Source organism: Pseudomonas sp. LBUM1676, from assembly GCF_059695605.1.
The window spans coordinates 384,100-401,897 of sequence record NZ_CP166777.1 but is presented as its reverse complement, the minus strand read 5'-3'; the positions used below and the strand labels follow the sequence as shown (position 1 = coordinate 401,897).

12 protein-coding genes are annotated in these 17,798 nt (G+C 59.8%); all 12 read right to left on the bottom strand.

The annotated features are described in order from the left end of the window. Positions 1-144: 144 nt before the first annotated feature. Entirely contained in the window at positions 145-1,611 is a 1,467-nt protein-coding gene (gene gbpA / locus ACA041_RS01860; protein ID WP_497439627.1) for an N-acetylglucosamine-binding protein GbpA, read from the bottom strand. A gap of 298 nt (positions 1,612-1,909) precedes the next feature. After that, positions 1,910-2,977, bottom strand: coding sequence for a uroporphyrinogen decarboxylase (hemE, locus tag ACA041_RS01855; protein ID WP_123366933.1), 1,068 nt, complete (start codon positions 2,975-2,977; stop codon positions 1,910-1,912). A gap of 251 nt (positions 2,978-3,228) precedes the next feature. Next, the gene (locus tag ACA041_RS01850; RefSeq protein ID WP_497439626.1) at positions 3,229-4,647 is read right to left on the bottom strand and encodes an FAD-dependent oxidoreductase; all 1,419 of its coding nucleotides are present in this window, start codon (positions 4,645-4,647) and stop codon (positions 3,229-3,231) included. Between the two features lie 33 nt (positions 4,648-4,680). Continuing rightward, complete coding sequence (gene gltB / locus ACA041_RS01845) at positions 4,681-9,126, bottom strand: glutamate synthase large subunit (RefSeq protein WP_497439625.1); 4,446 nt, start codon at positions 9,124-9,126, stop codon at positions 4,681-4,683. 349 nt (positions 9,127-9,475) lie between these two features. Further along, positions 9,476-11,062, bottom strand: coding sequence for an SPOR domain-containing protein (locus ACA041_RS01840; RefSeq protein WP_497439624.1), 1,587 nt, complete (start codon positions 11,060-11,062; stop codon positions 9,476-9,478). 9 nt (positions 11,063-11,071) lie between these two features. After that, entirely contained in the window at positions 11,072-12,172 is a 1,101-nt protein-coding gene (gene aroB, locus ACA041_RS01835) for a 3-dehydroquinate synthase (protein WP_497439623.1), read from the bottom strand. Positions 12,173-12,322: 150 nt separating this feature from the next. Then, complete coding sequence (gene aroK, locus ACA041_RS01830; RefSeq protein WP_222589435.1) at positions 12,323-12,841, bottom strand: shikimate kinase AroK; 519 nt, start codon at positions 12,839-12,841, stop codon at positions 12,323-12,325. 4 nt (positions 12,842-12,845) lie between these two features. After that, on the bottom strand, positions 12,846-14,924 hold the full coding sequence (locus ACA041_RS01825) for a type IV pilus secretin PilQ (RefSeq protein ID WP_497439622.1): 2,079 nt from the start codon (positions 14,922-14,924) through the stop codon (positions 12,846-12,848). Between the two features lie 13 nt (positions 14,925-14,937). Beyond that, the gene (locus ACA041_RS01820; RefSeq protein WP_497439621.1) at positions 14,938-15,465 is read right to left on the bottom strand and encodes a pilus assembly protein PilP; all 528 of its coding nucleotides are present in this window, start codon (positions 15,463-15,465) and stop codon (positions 14,938-14,940) included. Continuing rightward, positions 15,462-16,085, bottom strand: a complete 624-nt coding sequence (gene pilO, locus ACA041_RS01815; RefSeq protein ID WP_497439620.1) for a type 4a pilus biogenesis protein PilO — start codon at positions 16,083-16,085, stop codon at positions 15,462-15,464. Before pilO ends, ACA041_RS01820 begins: the two co-directional genes overlap by 4 nt. Next, on the bottom strand, positions 16,082-16,645 hold the full coding sequence (locus ACA041_RS01810) for a PilN domain-containing protein (RefSeq protein ID WP_497439619.1): 564 nt from the start codon (positions 16,643-16,645) through the stop codon (positions 16,082-16,084). The genes pilO and ACA041_RS01810 overlap by 4 nt, the downstream gene beginning before the upstream one ends. Then, positions 16,645-17,709, bottom strand: coding sequence for a pilus assembly protein PilM (locus tag ACA041_RS01805; protein ID WP_497439618.1), 1,065 nt, complete (start codon positions 17,707-17,709; stop codon positions 16,645-16,647). The genes ACA041_RS01810 and ACA041_RS01805 overlap by 1 nt, the downstream gene beginning before the upstream one ends. Positions 17,710-17,798: the final 89 nt, after the last annotated feature.

Below are 17,798 nucleotides of genomic sequence, written 5' to 3'. Positions count from 1 at the left end.
TCGTGATGGCTACCGCTGACAACCAGTGCAGCCAAACGCGTTGTCTGGAGTCACCCGAAACAGTCATCTTCAACTCGATTTCAACAGAGGAAGGAAGCTTCAGGCGATCGATCGAAGATCGCCTGAAGTGTTACAGAGGGGGGCTTAGAGTTTGTTCCACGCCATGTGCCAGTGAGCACCTTCACCTGGTTCATATCCGTTGGCGCTTGGGCTGTATTGCTTGCAATAGCCGGATTCGGGGAACGGCTTGCACTCGAAGACTTCATTGGTTTTAGGTTGCAGCACCTTCGTACCGGCGGTGTAGTCGCTGATGCCTTCAGGGAATACGAAGTCATATTCCACGCCCGCGCCTTCACCCGTCATGTTGGTGGGCTGGGTATCCTGGCGAGTGGTCCGGCCATCCAGGGTGGTACCGACCAATGTCAGGGTGTGTTTACCGGGATTGCTGCGAACATCCAGGGTCAGTGACGTCGAGCCGCTGTCCACCTGCGCAGAGGTGGAGCCAACCTGCTTGTTGTTCTCGTCGAACAAGGTCGCTTCCACGTTCATTTTACGGTTCGAAATCATGCCGAACTGGACCTTGGCCAAGCCTTTTTCCAGCACGTATTCTGCTTGCTGAGAGGCCACCGACATGCGAGCCGCAGTGTCTTCCTTCATGTCCAGTTGTACTTCGTAACGGGTTACGCCGCTTTCTTTCTGCGCGTACAGACTGTTCTTGCCCTTGACCGGTTCGATGTTTCCGCTTTCGTCACGGACACCGGCGCGGATGAGCGTTTGGGTCGCGTTGATTTTTTCGGCCAGCTTGAATGCCCAATTGTCCGGCAAGCCTTGTTCAGCGTTGTCGATGGAGATTTCGACGCTGTAATCCGGGCTCTCGCCATTGGCCGAGAATGCGCGGGCCTTGACCTTGTCACCGACCAACAATCCGGTGGATGGCGCTATGCCGCCAACGGAAGACCAACCACCAGGCAGTGACGGCTCTGCAAGGATGTTCACATCGGCCGGGTTATAGAACGCCGCGTCGGTGTCACCGACTGTCCAGACCGCAAGAATGACATGGTGACCTGACTTGTCTTCGGGAATGGTGCAGCTGTGCTTGGCGCCGGAAACCGGCATTTGGTTACCGCCATCGACTGTGCAGAAAGGGGTACTCTCAAATGAGGCGCGTTTCAGCGATTCGTTCGGATTCCAGCCGTTACGAGTGATGAAATATTCATGCTTGGTCGCAGGATGAATTGCCTTGTAGTGCCACTGGAAATCGATGTTGCGGTCCTTGATTTCGGTCATCTGCCAACGTGTGGCGGACTGAGCATCCAGAGCCGAGAACAAGGAGTGGCCGCCACTGGCGATCTTGCCATCGACCGGCCCCTGCAATGGAGCGCCGCCGACGCCTGCCGGGAAGCCTTTGAAGGTCTCACCGACGCTTTGTGGTTCGTATTGCGCGCCACCACAGTTGGTGTTTACGCCTTTCTGGCAAAGCAATGCCCGCGACGGTGGTACGTCCAAATAACCGTGAGCGGAAACGGTTTGTGATGCCAGCATCGCCGATAACAGGATCATTGAAGAAGTGCAGGCGGTTAACGCACTTCTCTTTTCGAAATTGATTTTCATGATGTATTCCAGACTGCTTATCGAAGTTACGGCGCACGCATAGCGCCAATGTTTGCGATATCGCTCAGCGTTGACTGCGCCGAGCTCGGGGACTGGAACCTTACGGGGATATGGGAAATTTCTATGTAGGACTAATCTTTAACAATCGCAAGAAAGTTCTCTGCACTCATCTATCTGACACAGAGCGAAAACATTCTTACCGATAGAAACACTCCAAGTAGTAATCATCATTTCAACATGCATAAAAAAGCCTGTCCGACACACGTCCGGACAGGCTTTAAAATAACTTCAGATACAGTTATTCGTGATATTGCGCCGACAACTCATGCACCGCGCGCAAGAATGCACCGGCGTGTTCCGGATCGACCTCCGGGGTGATGCCATGGCCGAGGTTGAACACGTGGCCACTGCCCTTGCCGTAACTGGCGAGGATGCGGCCGACTTCAGTGCGAATGGCTTCCGGTTTCGCGTAGAGCACGGTCGGGTCCATGTTGCCTTGCAGGGCGACTTTGTTGCCGACGCGATCACGGGCGCTGCCGATGTCGCAAGTCCAGTCCAGTCCCAGCGCATCAGCGCCAGCGTCGGCGATGCTTTCCAGCCACAGGCCGCCGTTTTTGGTGAACAGGATGACCGGCACTTTTCGGCCTTCGTGTTCGCGGATCAGGCCGCTGACGATTTTGCGCATGTAGGCCAGGGAGAATTCCTGGTACGCCGCCGCCGAGAGGCTGCCGCCCCAGCTGTCGAAGATTTGCACCGCTTGCGCGCCGGCCATGATCTGGCCGTTGAGGTAGCTGGTGACCGTCTGCGCGAGTTTGTCGAGCAGCAGGTGCAAGGCTTGCGGGTTGTCGTAGAGCATGGTTTTGGTCTTGCGGTAGTCTTTCGACGAACCGCCTTCGACCATGTAGGTGGCCAGGGTCCATGGGCTGCCGGCAAAGCCGATCAGCGGCACACGGCCGTTCAGTTCGCGGCGAATGGTGCTGACCGCGTCCATGACGTAGCCGAGGTCTTTGTGCGGATCAGGAATCGGCAGGGCTTCGATGTCGGCCATCGTGCTGATGACTTTCTTGAAGCGCGGACCTTCACCGGTTTCGAAGTACAGGCCTTGGCCCATGGCATCGGGGATGGTGAGGATGTCGGAGAACAGGATGGCCGCGTCCAGTTGTGGGTAGCGGTCGAGCGGCTGCATGGTGACTTCGCAAGCGAACTCCGGGTTCATGCACAGACTCATGAAGTCGCCGGCCTTGGCGCGGCTGGCGCGGTATTCCGGCAGGTAGCGACCGGCCTGACGCATCATCCAGACAGGCGTGACGTCTACGGGTTGCTTGAGCAGGGCACGAAGGAAACGGTCGTTCTTCAGGGCAGTCATGTCGGCATCCGGAAAAAAAGTGCGGGCATTTTCTCAGAGCGCGACGCAAAAGGCACGGTAAGAGCCGTGCCTTTTGTCTATCGGGTCAATTTGTCGCGGTGAAACTCGTTCTTCGCAACACCACAAAACCAATGTGGGAGCTGGCCTGCCAGCGATGCGGACACCTCGGTGTGTCAGTCAGTCCGAGGTGATGCTATCGCTGGCAGGCCAGCTCCCACAGGGTTATTGCATGTCAGGTCTGGATCGGGGGTTTAGACGCCCAGGTAATCCAGGATCCCTTCAGCGGCATTACGCCCTTCGAAGATCGCCGTCACCACCAGGTCAGAACCACGAACCATGTCGCCGCCGGCGAAGATTTTCGGGTTGCTGGTCTGGTGCTTGTACTGACCTTGCTCCGGCGCCACAACGCGGCCCTGGCTGTCAGTCTGGATGCTGAACTGCTCGAACCACGGCGCCGGGCTCGGACGGAAACCGAAGGCGATGACCACGGCATCGGCCGGGATGATCTCTTCGGAACCCGGGATCGGCTCGGGGCTGCGACGGCCACGGGCGTCCGGTTCGCCGAGACGGGTCTCGACCACTTTCACGCCTTCGACCTTGTCTTCGCCAACAATGGCGATCGGCTGGCGGTTGTAGAGGAATTTCACGCCTTCTTCCTTGGCGTTCTTCACCTCTTTACGCGAGCCCGGCATGTTCGCTTCGTCACGACGATAGGCGCAGGTCACCGACTTGGCGCCCTGACGGATCGACGTACGGTTGCAGTCCATCGCCGTGTCGCCACCGCCGAGCACCACCACCTTCTTGCCTTTCATGTCGACGAAATCTTCCGGCGACTTTTCAAAGCCCAGGTTGCGGTTGACGTTGGCGATCAGGAAGTCCAGCGCGTCATAGACGCCCGGCAGGTCCTCGCCGGCAAAGCCGCCCTTCATGTAGGTGTAGGTACCCATGCCCATGAACACGGCATCGTATTCTTCGAGCAGTTGCTCGATGGTCACGTCCTTGCCCACTTCGGTGTTCAGGCGGAACTCGATGCCCATCCCGGTGAAGACTTCGCGACGATTGCTCAACACGGTCTTTTCCAGCTTGAACTCGGGGATGCCGAAGGTCAGCAGACCACCGATTTCCGGGTTCTTGTCGAACACCACCGGAGTCACGCCGCCACGTACCAGTACGTCAGCACAGCCCAGGCCTGCAGGGCCCGCGCCGATAACGGCAACACGCTTGCCGGTCGGCTTGACCTTGGACATGTCCGGGCGCCAGCCCATGGCGAACGCGGTGTCGGTGATGTACTTCTCGACCGAACCGATGGTCACCGCGCCGAAACCGTCGTTGAGGGTGCAGGCACCCTCGCACAGACGATCCTGCGGGCACACCCGGCCGCAGACTTCCGGCAGGGTGTTGGTCTGGTGCGACAGCTCGGCGGCCTGGAGGATGTTGCCCTCGGCCACCAATTTCAGCCAGTTGGGAATGAAGTTGTGCACCGGGCACTTCCATTCGCAATACGGGTTACCGCAGCCCAGGCAGCGGTGGGCCTGATCGGCCGACTGCTGGGGTTTGAAGGGTTCGTAGATTTCCACGAACTCTTTCTTGCGTTGACGCAACAGTTTCTTCTTCGGATCCTTGCGCCCGACATCGATGAACTGGAAGTCGTTATTCAGACGTTCAGCCATTGTTAAAACCTCATCAAACTCTTCAGGCGCATATCACTGCGGGTTGGCACGGGTGCTGGAAAGCAACGACTTCAGGTTGGCAGCCTTGGGCTTGACCAGCCAGAAACGACGCAGATAGTCATCGAGGTTTTCAGCGAGGTTACGACCCCACTCGCTGTCGGTTTCCTCGACGTATTCGTTCAGCACGCGTTGCAGGTGGCTGCGATAGGCTTCCATCGCCTCACCGCTGATCCGCTGGATTTCCACCAGTTCGTGGTTGACCCGGTCAACGAAGCTGTTGTCCTGGTCGAGCACGTAGGCGAAACCACCGGTCATGCCTGAGCCGAAGTTGTAACCGGTCTTGCCCAATACGCAGACGAAACCACCGGTCATGTACTCGCAGCAGTGATCGCCCGTGCCTTCTACCACGGTGTGGGCACCGGAGTTACGCACCGCGAAACGCTCGCCCGCAGTACCCGCAGCGAACAGCTTGCCGCCAGTGGCGCCATACAGGCAGGTGTTGCCGATGATGGCACTGTCCTGAGTCTTGTAGATGCTGCCTTTAGGCGGAACGATGACCAGTTTGCCGCCGGTCATGCCTTTGCCGACGTAATCGTTGGCGTCGCCTTCAAGGTACATGTTCAGGCCGCCAGCGTTCCACACACCGAAGCTCTGACCGGCCGTCCCTTTGAAGCGGAAGGTGATCGGCGCGCTCGCCATGCCCTGATTGCCGTACTTACGTGCGATTTCACCGGAGATCCGCGCGCCGATGGAACGGTCGCAGTTGCAGATATCCAGAGCGAACTCGGCACCGCTCATGTCGTTGATGGCCGAGGTAGCCAGGCCGACCATTTTCTCGGCCAGCAGGCCTTTGTCGAACGGCGGGTTGCGGTCGACCTGGCAGAACTGTGGCTTGTCTGCCGGGATGTGATCGCTGCCGAGCAACGGGGTCAGGTCAAGGTGGTTCTGCTTGGCGGTCTGGCCTTCGAGGATTTCCAGCAGATCGGTACGACCGATCAACTCCTCAAGGGAGCGCACGCCCAGCTTGGCCAGCCACTCTCGGGTTTCTTCGGCGACGTAGGTGAAGAAATTCACCACCATGTCGACGGTGCCGATGTAGTGATCCTTGCGCAGCTTCTCGTTCTGAGTCGCGACGCCGGTGGCGCAGTTGTTCAGGTGGCAGATGCGCAGGTATTTGCAGCCCAGGGCGATCATTGGCGCGGTGCCGAAGCCGAAGCTTTCAGCGCCGAGAATGGCGGCCTTGATCACATCGAGGCCGGTTTTCAGGCCGCCATCGGTCTGCACCCGGACTTTGCCGCGCAGGTCGTTGCCGCGCAGGGTCTGGTGGGTTTCGGCCAGGCCGAGTTCCCACGGTGCGCCCGCGTATTTGATCGAGGTCAGCGGCGATGCACCGGTGCCGCCGTCGTAGCCGGAGATGGTGATCAAGTCCGCATAGGCCTTGGCCACACCGGCGGCGATGGTGCCGACGCCTGCTTCTGCTACCAGTTTCACCGAGACCAGGGCCTTCGGGTTGACCTGCTTGAGGTCGAAAATCAGTTGCGACAAGTCTTCGATGGAATAGATGTCATGGTGCGGTGGCGGTGAGATCAGGGTCACGCCCGGCACCGCGTAACGCAGCTTGGCGATCAGGCCGTTGACCTTGCCACCTGGCAATTGACCACCTTCGCCGGGCTTGGCACCCTGAGCGACTTTGATCTGCAGCACTTCAGCGTTGACCAGGTATTCCGGGGTCACACCGAAACGGCCGGTCGCGACTTGTTTGATTTTCGAGCTCTTGATGGTGCCGTAGCGCGCCGGGTCTTCGCCGCCTTCGCCGGAGTTGGAACGCGCACCGAGGCGGTTCATGGCTTCGGCCAGGGCTTCGTGGGCTTCCGGCGACAGAGCGCCCAGGGAGATGCCTGCGGAGTCGAAGCGTTTGAGCACCGACTCCAGCGGCTCGACTTCGCTGATGTCCAGCGGCGTATCGAGGGTCTTGACCTTGAACAGGTCGCGAATCATCGACACCGGACGGTTATCCACCAGCGCCGTGTATTCCTTGAACTTGCTGTAGTCGCCCTGCTGCACAGCGGCCTGCAGGGTGTTGACCACGTCCGGGTTGTACGCGTGATATTCGCCGCCGTGGACGAACTTCAGCAGGCCGCCCTGCTGGATCGGCTTGCGCGGGCTCCAGGCTTCGGCCGCCAAGGCTTTCTGCTCGGCTTCGATGTCGACGAAACGCGCACCCTTGATCCGGCTTGGCACGCCACGGAAGCTCAGGTCGCAGACTTCTTCGGACAGGCCGATGGCTTCGAACAGTTGCGCACCGCGATACGAGGCGATGGTCGAGATGCCCATCTTCGACAGGATCTTCAACAGGCCCTTGGTGATGCCTTTACGGTAGTTCTTGAACACCTCATAGAGGTCGCCCAGCACTTCACCGGTGCGGATCAGGTCACCCAGCACTTCATAGGCCAGGAACGGATAGACCGCCGAGGCGCCGAAACCGATCAACACTGCAAAATGGTGCGGATCGCGAGCAGTAGCGGTTTCCACCAGTATGTTGGAGTCGCAACGCAGGCCTTTTTCGGTCAGGCGGTGGTGCACCGCGCCGGTGGCCAAGGATGCGTGGATCGGCAACTTGCCCGGGGCAATGTGACGGTCACTCAACACGATCAGGGTACGGCCGGCGCGCACGGCTTCTTCAGCCTGATCGGCGACGTTGCGCACAGCGGCTTCGAGGCCGACGCTCTCGTCGTAGTTGAGATCGATGACCTGGCGTTCGAAGCCCGGACGATCGAGGTTCATCAGCGAGCGCCACTTGGCCGGGGAAATGACCGGCGAGCTGAGGATTACGCGCGAGGCGTGTTCCGGCGACTCCTGGAAGATGTTGCGCTCGGCACCGAGGCAGATTTCCAGCGACATGACGATGGCTTCGCGCAGCGGATCGATCGGCGGGTTGGTGACCTGCGCGAACTGCTGGCGGAAATAGTCGTACGGCGTGCGCACGCGCTGGGACAGCACGGCCATCGGCGTGTCGTCGCCCATGGAGCCTACGGCTTCGTAACCTTGCTCGCCGAGCGGACGCAACACCTGGTCGCGCTCTTCGAACGTGACCTGGTACATCTTCATGTACTGCTTGAGCTGGTCGACATCATAGAAGGCCGAACCGTGGTCGTTGTCTTCCATGGTCGCCTGGATGCGCAGGGCATTCTTGCGCAGCCATTGCTTGTACGGATGACGGGACTTCAAGCGGTTGTCGATGGCGTCGGTATCGAGGATCTGGCCGGTTTCAGTGTCCACGGCAAAGATCTGACCCGGACCCACCCGACCCTTGGCGATCACGTCTTCAGGCTGGTAGTTCCAGACACCGATTTCCGAGGCCAGGGTAATAAAGCCGTTCTTGGTGGTGACCCAGCGCGCCGGACGCAGGCCGTTACGGTCGAGCAGGCACACCGCGTAACGACCATCGGTCATTACCACGCCGGCCGGGCCGTCCCACGGTTCCATGTGCATCGAGTTGTATTCATAGAAGGCGCGCAGGTCCGGGTCCATGGTCTCGACGTTCTGCCACGCAGGCGGAATGATCATCCGCACGCCACGGAACAGGTCGATGCCACCGGTGACCATCAGCTCGAGCATGTTGTCCATGCTGGAGGAGTCGGAACCGACGCGGTTGACCAGCGGCCCGAGTTCTTCCAGATCCATCAGATCGTTGGTGAACTTGGTGCGACGGGCCTGGGCCCAGTTGCGGTTGCCGGTGATGGTGTTGATCTCGCCGTTGTGGGCGAGGAAGCGGAATGGCTGGGCCAGCGGCCATTTCGGCAGGGTGTTGGTGGAGAAGCGCTGGTGGAATACGCAAATCGAGGTTTGCAGGCGCTCGTCACTGAGGTCTGGATAAAAGGCGGTCAGATCCGCCGGCATCATCAGGCCTTTATAAATGATGGTCTTGTGGGAAAAGCTGCAGATGTAGTGATCGACGTCGGCGGCGTTGGCCACGGACGAGCGACGACGGGCGCTGAACAGCTTGATCGCCATGTCCTGATCACTCAGGCCGGCACCGCCGATGTAGACCTGCTCAATCTGTGGCAGGCGCTCCAGGGCCAGGCGGCCGAGGACGCTGGTGTCGATCGGCACTTTGCGCCAGCCAACCAGGGTCAGGCCTTCGGCCAGGATCTCGCGGTTCATGTTCTCGCGAGCGGCTTCGGCTTTGACCGGGTCCTGGTTGAAGAAGACCATGCCCACTGCATATTGCCTGGGCAGTTCGACGCCGAAGGTTTCCTGGGAGATCGCACGCAGGAACACATCCGGCTTTTGAATCAGCAGACCGCAACCGTCACCGGTCTTGCCGTCGGCGTTGATCCCACCGCGGTGGGTCATGCAGGTCAGGGCCTCGACGGCCGTTTGCAAAAGGGTATGACTGGGCTCGCCCTGCATATGGGCTATCAGGCCGAAACCGCAGTTATCCTTGAATTCATCTGGTTGGTACAGACCTGCTTTCATAGACACTTTCTCACCAGGCTGCCCCTTATCGAGGCAAATTTCTTTTCAATTCAACCACTTGCCATCCGCGCCGAACGTACGCCAGCTTTGCGGGGGCAAAAGGGAGGTCATTGTACACACCGACACAGAGGCTCACAAATTTGACGACGAAATGTCGCAAATCCATGTCGCATTTGTGAAAGGTTTAAAGCTATCTACTGTGCTAGTCAAAACTTTTTTAATTTTGACCGCTACGACTCAAAGACTACTGTAACGCAGACACCACAAGGCACGCGGCCTGGAGGGCAGCGCGCACTTGCGGAAATTTTGAGGTGCCTGGAGTGGCGGCCTGGGTAAGGCCGCCGAATCTTCAGCGGGTTGCTGCCAGTTCCTGTTGGACGCTGGCGACAGTGCGAGGCCAAGGTTTACCAGCCTGAACCTTCGCTGGCAAGGCCTTGATGGCGCTAAGGGCTGCATCGCGGTTGGCGAAGCTCCCGTAGGTGATGACGTAAAGCGGTTTGCCGTTGAGCACTTTCTTGAAATAACGGTACTCGCCGCCCTGCTCCTTGACGAAGTTTTGCGCGGACGCTTCCGAGCTGGTGCCGAGGATCTGCACCACGTAGTTGCCTGGAGCTTGCCCTGCGTACCAGGTGCCACCGGCGGCCTTGGCCACAGTGGCTGGCTTCTCCGCAGGCTTGGCGGCAGTGGCCGCGGCAGGTTTGGCTGGCGCCGGAACCGGTTTCGCAGCAGGCGTCGGCGCTGGCTTGGCCGTCGCCACCTGAGTCGGAGCCGGTGTCGGCTTGGCAGCCGCAGTCGGCGCCGGACCTGGCTGGATGCCGGCAGGCGGTGCAGTCGTCGTAACGGTCGGCGGCGTGGCGCTGGAACCTTCTACCGGCACGCCATCGTCGCCTTCGGTGATGCCGCCGGCCTCTTCGGCCAGAGGACCGCGCATCACCGGCTGCGAGTTGCCGACCAGCGGCAATGGCATCGGTTGCGAATTCCCGTTGAATTCCACGGCCGGAGCACCGCCGCTGTCAGGTTGCGCCTGGCCGGGCGGCAGTTGCGCCTGCTCGTTGGCAGGAGCGCCAGTGGTCGGTGCTTTGCTGCGACCCGGCATCAACCAGGCGGCAGCTACCGCGACCACGACTACGGCGGAAATCGCCAATACGTGTTTCTTCGGCATATTGAACCCCATACTTGGACGCTTGACCGCTGAGCGGCTGGCAATCATGGCTTCGATCATTGCATCGCGGGCGACCTGGTTGATGGTGCCAGGCCAACCGTCGGAGCTTTCGTGAATATCAGAGATCTGATTCGCGGTGAAAAGTTCGATACCCCGACCAGCGCCCTCGAGCCGCTGGTCCAGATATTCCCGTGTTTCCTCTTCGGTGTACGGTTGCAACTCGATGACGTGGAAACGCTCTTCCTCAAGGCTTAACGCATCAAGCTGCGCAATCAGCGAGGACTCGCCGAACAGGAACACATGGGGACGACCTTCCGGCGCACCCGCGGCCAGGGCCATCAAGGCCTCCAGCGCGGACTCGTCGAGTTGCTCGGCATCATCCACCAGCAAATAGACTTCCTGCCCCGTGAGCGCCAGTTGCACCACTTGCGCCAGAATCGCACCGATCTCGGGCTGCGCAACGTTCAGTGCCTGAGCCACCTGTTGCAGCACGCCGGTCGCATCGCCGGCGCCACGGGCGGAAACCACCACACTCTGCACCGACTGCTTGTTGGTACTGGCTACCAGGGCCTGACGCAACAGGGTCTTGCCACTGCCTTGCGGGCCGGTGACCACCAGCAGCAACTGGCTGTAGCGTGCAAGGTGATGCAGCTGTCCCAGCACCGGTTTGCGCTGAGCCGGGAAAAATTTGAAGCCAGGCACCCGCGGAGCGAAAGGGTCATGGCTCAACTGGTAATGGCCGAGGAAAGCCTCGTCGGCATGCAAACTAGTCATTGGTATCTATTAACCCTTAAGCTGAGCCAGGGCGCGGTAATCCGCTCCCAGCGTGGCCTGTAAAACCTCTTTCGGATAATCGTCGGTCACCACTGCTTCGCCCATGTGGCGCAGCAGCACCAGGCGCAAACGACCGTCGATCACTTTCTTGTCAATTGCCATGTGTTCGAGAAAATCGGCTTCAGTCATCTCTTCAGGCGGGATGACCGGCAGACCGGCACGCTGGAACAGGCGGATGCCGCGATCGCGCTCCTGCTCGCTGATCCAGCCCAGGCGTGCGGACATTTCCAAAGCCATTACGGTGCCAGCAGCGACCGCCTCACCATGAAGCCAGACACCATAGCCCATATGGGTTTCGATCGCGTGGCCGAAGGTATGACCCAGGTTCAAAGTGGCACGAACGCCGGTCTCCTTCTCGTCGGCACCGACCACCGCCGCCTTGGCCGCGCAGGAGCGCTCGATGGCGTACGTCAGCGCGACCTGGTCCAGGCCACGCAAGCGATCGACGTTTTCTTCAAGCCAGGTCAGGAACGGCTCGTCGCAGATCAGCCCGTATTTGATGACTTCCGCGAGTCCGGCGGACAGTTCGCGGGCCGGCAGGGTATTGAGGGTGGCGGTATCGATCAGCACCACGTTCGGCTGATAGAAGGCGCCGACCATGTTCTTGCCCAGCGGGTGATTGATCCCGGTCTTGCCGCCCACCGAAGAGTCGACCTGCGACAGCAGGGTAGTCGGGACCTGGATGAAATCGACACCGCGCTGATAGCAGGCGGCAGCAAAACCGGCCATGTCACCAATGACGCCGCCACCGAGGGCGATCACCGTGGTGCGGCGATCGTGCCGTGCGGTCAGCAGACCGTCGAAAATCAGTTGCAGGGTTTCCCAGGTCTTGAAGGCTTCGCCGTCGGGCAGCACCACGGAAATGACCGAGAACTGCGCAAGGCTGCGGGTCAGACGTTCGAGATAGAGCGGCGCAACGGTCTCGTTGGAGATGATCGCCACTTGCCGTCCGCGAATGTGCGGGGCCAGCAGCTCAGGCTGATCCAACAAACCTTCGCCAATATGAATCGGGTAGCTGCGCTCGCCTAGATCGACCTTGAGTGTCTGCATGTGTCCCCACAGTGAAGATGGAATCAGGCGTCCTGCCTGGAATGAACGAATATCCACGGCGTCCGTTGGTGTGACGCCGTTTGGTAGCCATCCGCCACAACCTTGAGCGGCCATGACAGGGCCCGAGGATAGCGCATTTCGCGCCTCGCTTTAACGGGGAGGCAGCTGTTGCAAGCGCTCGAGAATATCGAGCACCACCATCCGCGGCGGGCGCTCATCGGTTTCCACCACCAGATCGGCGATTTCCCGATAAAGCGGATCGCGAATCGCCAGCAAGTCCCGAAGGGTCTTGGCCGGATCGGCGGTACGCAGCAGCGGCCGGTTGCGGTCGCGCGAGGTACGACCGACCTGTTGCTCGACGGAGGCATGCAGATAAACCACCCGACCACCGGCACGCAATGCCCGACGATTGGCTTCGCGCATCACCGCGCCCCCACCGGTAGCCAGCACCACGCCATCGCAGCCGCACAGCTCGGCAATCATTGCCTGCTCGCGATCACGAAAGCCCGGTTCGCCTTCCTTATCGAATATCCACGGGATATTGGCGCCCGTGCGCAATTCAATTTCCTTATCGGAATCTTTGAATGGCAGGCGCAGCTCTTTGGCCAGCAAACGGCCGATGGTGCTTTTTCCAGCCCCCATCGGTCCAACAAGAATCAAATTTCGCACAGAATCAATGACTCACAGCAATCGCCTGATTGTTCATGATACGCGGAGTGAGAAATACCAGCAGCTCGGATTTTTTCTCCGAAACCACGTCACGCCGGAAAAGGCGGCCAAGATACGGCACATCACCGAGAAATGGCACCTTATCTACAACCTTGCTCTGAGTATTTGAGAAAACCCCGCCGATGACGATGGTCTCGCCGTCGTTGACCAGTACCTTGGCATTGACCTCGTTTTTCTTGATCGGCGGTACATCCTGGACCTTGTTCAGGTAATCCGGCTCATCCTTGGTCACCTTGACCTCCATGATGATCCGGTTGTCCGGGGTGATCTGTGGCGTTACTTCCAGCGACAGCGAGGCCTCCTTGAACGACACCGAAGTGGCGCCGCTGGAACTGGCTTCCTGGTAGGGGATTTCAGTACCCTTGAGGATTTTCGCGGTTTCCTTGTCGGACGTGACCACCTTGGGCTGCGAGACGATTTCGCCGTTGCCGGTCTTCTCCATCGCGGTCAGCTCCAGGTCCAGCAACACATTGTCGGTGATGAATGCAATGCCAAGCCCCGAGGTATTGCCGGTGGTACCCATGTCGACAAACGGCGAGTTGGTGCTGGTGCTGCCCGGCGTGCCAATGGTGGTCGACGAGCCGTTGCTGACCCCGGACGTGTTCCAGTTGCCTTTGTTCTGTACCGAACCGCCCCAGCGCACGCCGAGGCTTTTGTCGTAATCGACATTGGCTTCGACGATTCGCGCCTCGATCATCACCTGCCGTACCGGGATATCCAGTTGCGCGACGATACGGCGAAGCTCGTCAAGGCGGTCCTGGGTCTGGTAGGCAATGATGTTGTTCGTGCGCTCATCCACGGTAATCGAACCCCGCTCGTCCGTTTCCGCCTGCTTGTTGGTCACTGACTTGAACAGCTCGGCAATGTCCTTCGCCTTGGCGTAGTTGACCTGCAACAGCTCACGTCGCAGCGGCGCCAGTTCAGCGATCTGCTTCTGCGACTCCAGCTCCTGGCGTTCACGCGCGGCAATCTCGTCAGCGGGCGCTACCAGCAGCACGTTGCCGATCTTGCGTTTATCCAGGCCCTTGGTTTTCAGCACCAGGTCCAGCGCCTGGTCCCATGGCACGTTCTGCAAACGCAGGGTGATGCCGCCCTGCACAGTGTCGCTGGCCACCAGATTGAGGTTGGTGAAGTCGGCGATCAGTTGCAGCACCGAGCGCACGTCGATGTCCTGAAAATTCAGCGAGAGTTTTTCGCCGGTGTAGGCAAAACGCTCGGCATTGCGTTTTTGCAGGTCGTCGACGGTCATCGGCCGGATGCTGACCGTCAGCTTGTTGTCGGTCTGATAGGTCGAATAGTCAAAAGCACCGCTGGGTTCAATGCTGATCGTGGCCCGATCGCCGGTGGCGCTGGCATTGACGAACTGCACTGGAGTGGCGAAGTCCTTGACGTCCAGGCGCACCCGCAATGGCTCGGGCAGTTGTGTTCTGGCGAAACCGAGAATGATCTTGCCGTCGCGCTCCTGTATATCCGGGGCGATGGAGGGGTCCGACAGGTCGATGACCACATTGCCTTCGCCCTGGGTGCCGCGCTGGAAATCCACACCCCGGATGGCCTTGCCCACCGGCGCATACGTTTTCGCCGGGGCGGGCGATGCAGTGGCAGCGCGTGGCGCACTGGCGGGCCGCGGCGGGGTCTTCGCGGCTCCTTGCCCGACCACCACGAACAGATAGTTGCCCTCGACCCGCGCGTCATACGGCGTCAACTGGGTCAGATTGATGATCAGCCGCGTGCGGTCCTTGGCCTCCACCACCGTGGCGCTGCGGGCATTACCGCCGCCCAGCTCACGATTCTTGCTTTTCAGCTGACTGACCACGCCAGGCAGATCCAGCGCAATCCGTGCCGGCGATTCCGTCGTGTAGCCACGGGGCGTCGGGGGCGGCCCATCGAAGGACAACTTCAACTCGACGCGGTCGCCCGGTAACGCCGCGACATCCAGCGCTTTGAGGTTGGCCGCTAGTACCATCGGCGACAGCAGCGCTATCCATAGCGAAATACCGAGGGTGGAGAAAATCCTGTTCATTATTCGAGTTCCACTATGAGTGCTCTTTCAAAGGGATGGTCCGCGGCCGTTCCAACCAGGCACCCTGGCCATCTGGAACGATTTCGACCACATCGACCTGCGAGCCGCTGATAGCGACGATCCGCCCATCGTTACGTCCCAGGTAATCGCCGACTTTCAGCCGATGCACACCGCCCGCTCCGCGCAGCAGCGCAAACGAACCCGTCACATTGGAGAGGGTGCCGACCATTTCAAACTGCTCGATGTTGAAACCTTCGAGGTATTGCTTGACCCGATCAGGGTCGGGCTTGACGTTGCGCGAGCCATGTTTCTGACCCGCCAGATCGACTCTGACCTGCTTGGAAAAAGGACTCCGCAGGTTGGCGGCGCTGTAGGTGAATGTGGGGTAAGACCGGAATATCGGGGTTGGTTCAATCTTGCCCGGTGGTCGCAGACGGACCTCGTTCATGTAGGCATCGAGGTCGCTGACGTCATTGTCGCTGCCGCAACCAGCCAGGCTGGCGGTTATTACGATCATCGATAAACAGCGAATCGGGCTCATTTTTGCAGCCCCTTGTCGTTGTAGCGGTAGGTCTTGGCCAGGATGCTCATACGCAACTTCGGCCCGCCCTCCGGGTTGGCTGGCGCAATATCGAAGTCATGCAGGGTGACGATTCGGGGCAGCCCCGCTACGCCACTGACGAAGGTGGCCAGGTCGTGATAGGCGCCGGTGACGGTGATCTGGATCGGCAGTTCGATGTAGAACTGCTGGGAAGCCTCCGGCAGCAACTTGATCTCCTCGAACTCCAGGCCACTGCCCAGGCCGGTGCGGGTGATGTCCTCCAGCAAGCCGGGCACTTCGGTGTCACTGGGCAATTGCCGCAGCAGCACGCCGAAAGAGTTCTCCATTTCCTTCATCTGCTGGGTATAAAGCTCCAGATTCGCCGCCATGTGGGCCTTGGCGGCGAATTGCTCCTTGAGTGTCGACTCTTCCTCGCGCTTGAGGTCGAGGTGATCCTCCTGATCACTGACGTAAAAGCTGTACCCCAGCGCCAGCACCATTGCCATCAGCAGGACGCCCGCCAAGGCCTTGATCGCCGGCGGCCAGGATCCCATGTTGTTGGTATCCAGATCGTTGATATCGATCTTGCGCAGGCCTTCGAACCATTCGGACAACCTCATTTGGCGTTCTCCACGGCCGGCTGAGTCTGCCGAACGGTCAACTGAAAGACGTTGGCCTGATCCAGCTGACCGGCGGTGGTCGCCTTGACTTCCGTGAGGTTGGGCGCGTCGAACCAGTCGGACGCATCCAGATTGCGCATCAGGTCTGAAACCCGATTGTTGGAATCTGCCGCGCCTGCAATGGACAAGGTCTTGCCGGCCATTGTCACTTCGGTGAAGTAAACGCCATCCGGCAGGGTCCGCGCCAACTGATCGAAGATGCGCCCGCTGATGGGGCGATTGCCTTGCAGATCCTGGATGATGCGCATGCGCTCGACCAGCTGCTGGCGACGGGCCTTGAGGTCGCTGATCTGCTTGATCCGCTCATCGACCACGGCAATCTGCTTGCCGATATAGTCGTTACGGGCGATTTGTCGATCAATGGCGCCCTTGATGATCTGGTCTGCAATCAGCACCGCCCCCACCGAGCCCACCAGCACACCGACCAGCGCGAGCAAAAAACGCTTGCGACGCGCTTCACGCAGCTCCTCGCGCCAAGGTAAAAGATTGATCCGCGCCATCAGTCGAAACTCCTGAGGGCCAGCCCGCAGGCAATCATCAGTGCCGGGGCATCGGCGGCCAGGGCCCCGGCGTTGACTTTGCTGCCCAGGGTCATCTCGGAGAACGGGTTGGCCACTTGCGTCGGCGTGCCCAATCGCTGCTCGATCAACCGATCCAGCCCCGGGACCGAAGCGGTACCGCCGGCCAGCAGAATGTGATCGACCGAGTTGTACTGGCCGGAGGCGAAGAAAAACTGTAATGAACGGGACACCTGCTGCACCAGCGCATCGCGAAATGGCTGCAGTACCTCACTGACGTAATCGTCCGGCAAACCGCCCTGTTTCTTCGCCAGCCCTGCCTGCTCGAGCGTCAGCCCATAACGCCGCTGGATTTCTTCGGTCAGTTGGCGACCGCCGAACAATTGCTCGCGGGTATAGATGATGCGCCCGTTGTGCAGCACGCTCAGCGTGGTCATGGTGGCACCGATATCGACTACCGCAACCGTCAGGCGCTCCTGAGAGGCCGCCAGATGACGCGTCAGCAAACCATACGAGCGCTCCAGCGCGTAGGCCTCGACGTCGACTACCCGCGCCGTCAGGCCGGCCAGAGCCAGCGCTGCCTCGCGGACTTCGACGTTCTCCTTGCGACACGCCGCCAGCAGCACATTGACCCGTTCGGGGTTGCGCTCCGATACGCCCTGGACTTCAAAGTCGATGGCAACTTCGTCCAATGGATAAGGGATGTATTGATCGGCCTCGATCTTCAGCTGGTTTTCCATCTCGTCGTCGGAAAGACCGGCATCCATCTCGATAGTCTTGGTGATCACCGCCGAACCGGCCACGGCCACGGCGACGTTCCTGAGGTTGGTCTTGGCCTTGAGCAACACGCGTGAGAGGGCCTGACCCACGCCTTCAAGTTCGGCGATATTTTTCTCGACCACCGCGCTGGAGGGCAGCGGTTCTACCGCATAGGCCTCGACACGGTAGCGATCGCCCTGACGGCTCAGCTCCAGAAGCTTCACCGACGTGGAACTGATGTCGATCCCCAGCAGCGTATTGGCCTTTTTGTTGAAGAGTCCTAGCACTACCAATTCCCTATGACTATCCGTGAGTTACGGACTCCGCAATATGCATTGCGTTCAAACCACCCGTCTTGACAGCAGCGCAAATGACG

Coding starts and splice junctions, on each gene's coding strand:
- gbpA (WP_497439627.1), bottom strand. CDS start 1,611: ATGAAAATCAATTTCGAAAAGAGAAGTGCGTTAACCGCCTGCACTTCT.
- hemE (WP_123366933.1), bottom strand. CDS start 2,977: ATGACTGCCCTGAAGAACGACCGTTTCCTTCGTGCCCTGCTCAAGCAA.
- ACA041_RS01850 (WP_497439626.1), bottom strand. CDS start 4,647: ATGGCTGAACGTCTGAATAACGACTTCCAGTTCATCGATGTCGGGCGC.
- gltB (WP_497439625.1), bottom strand. CDS start 9,126: ATGAAAGCAGGTCTGTACCAACCAGATGAATTCAAGGATAACTGCGGT.
- ACA041_RS01840 (WP_497439624.1), bottom strand. CDS start 11,062: ATGACTAGTTTGCATGCCGACGAGGCTTTCCTCGGCCATTACCAGTTG.
- aroB (WP_497439623.1), bottom strand. CDS start 12,172: ATGCAGACACTCAAGGTCGATCTAGGCGAGCGCAGCTACCCGATTCAT.
- ACA041_RS01825 (WP_497439622.1), bottom strand. CDS start 14,924: ATGAACAGGATTTTCTCCACCCTCGGTATTTCGCTATGGATAGCGCTG.
- ACA041_RS01820 (WP_497439621.1), bottom strand. CDS start 15,465: ATGAGCCCGATTCGCTGTTTATCGATGATCGTAATAACCGCCAGCCTG.
- pilO (WP_497439620.1), bottom strand. CDS start 16,085: ATGAGGTTGTCCGAATGGTTCGAAGGCCTGCGCAAGATCGATATCAAC.
- ACA041_RS01810 (WP_497439619.1), bottom strand. CDS start 16,645: ATGGCGCGGATCAATCTTTTACCTTGGCGCGAGGAGCTGCGTGAAGCG.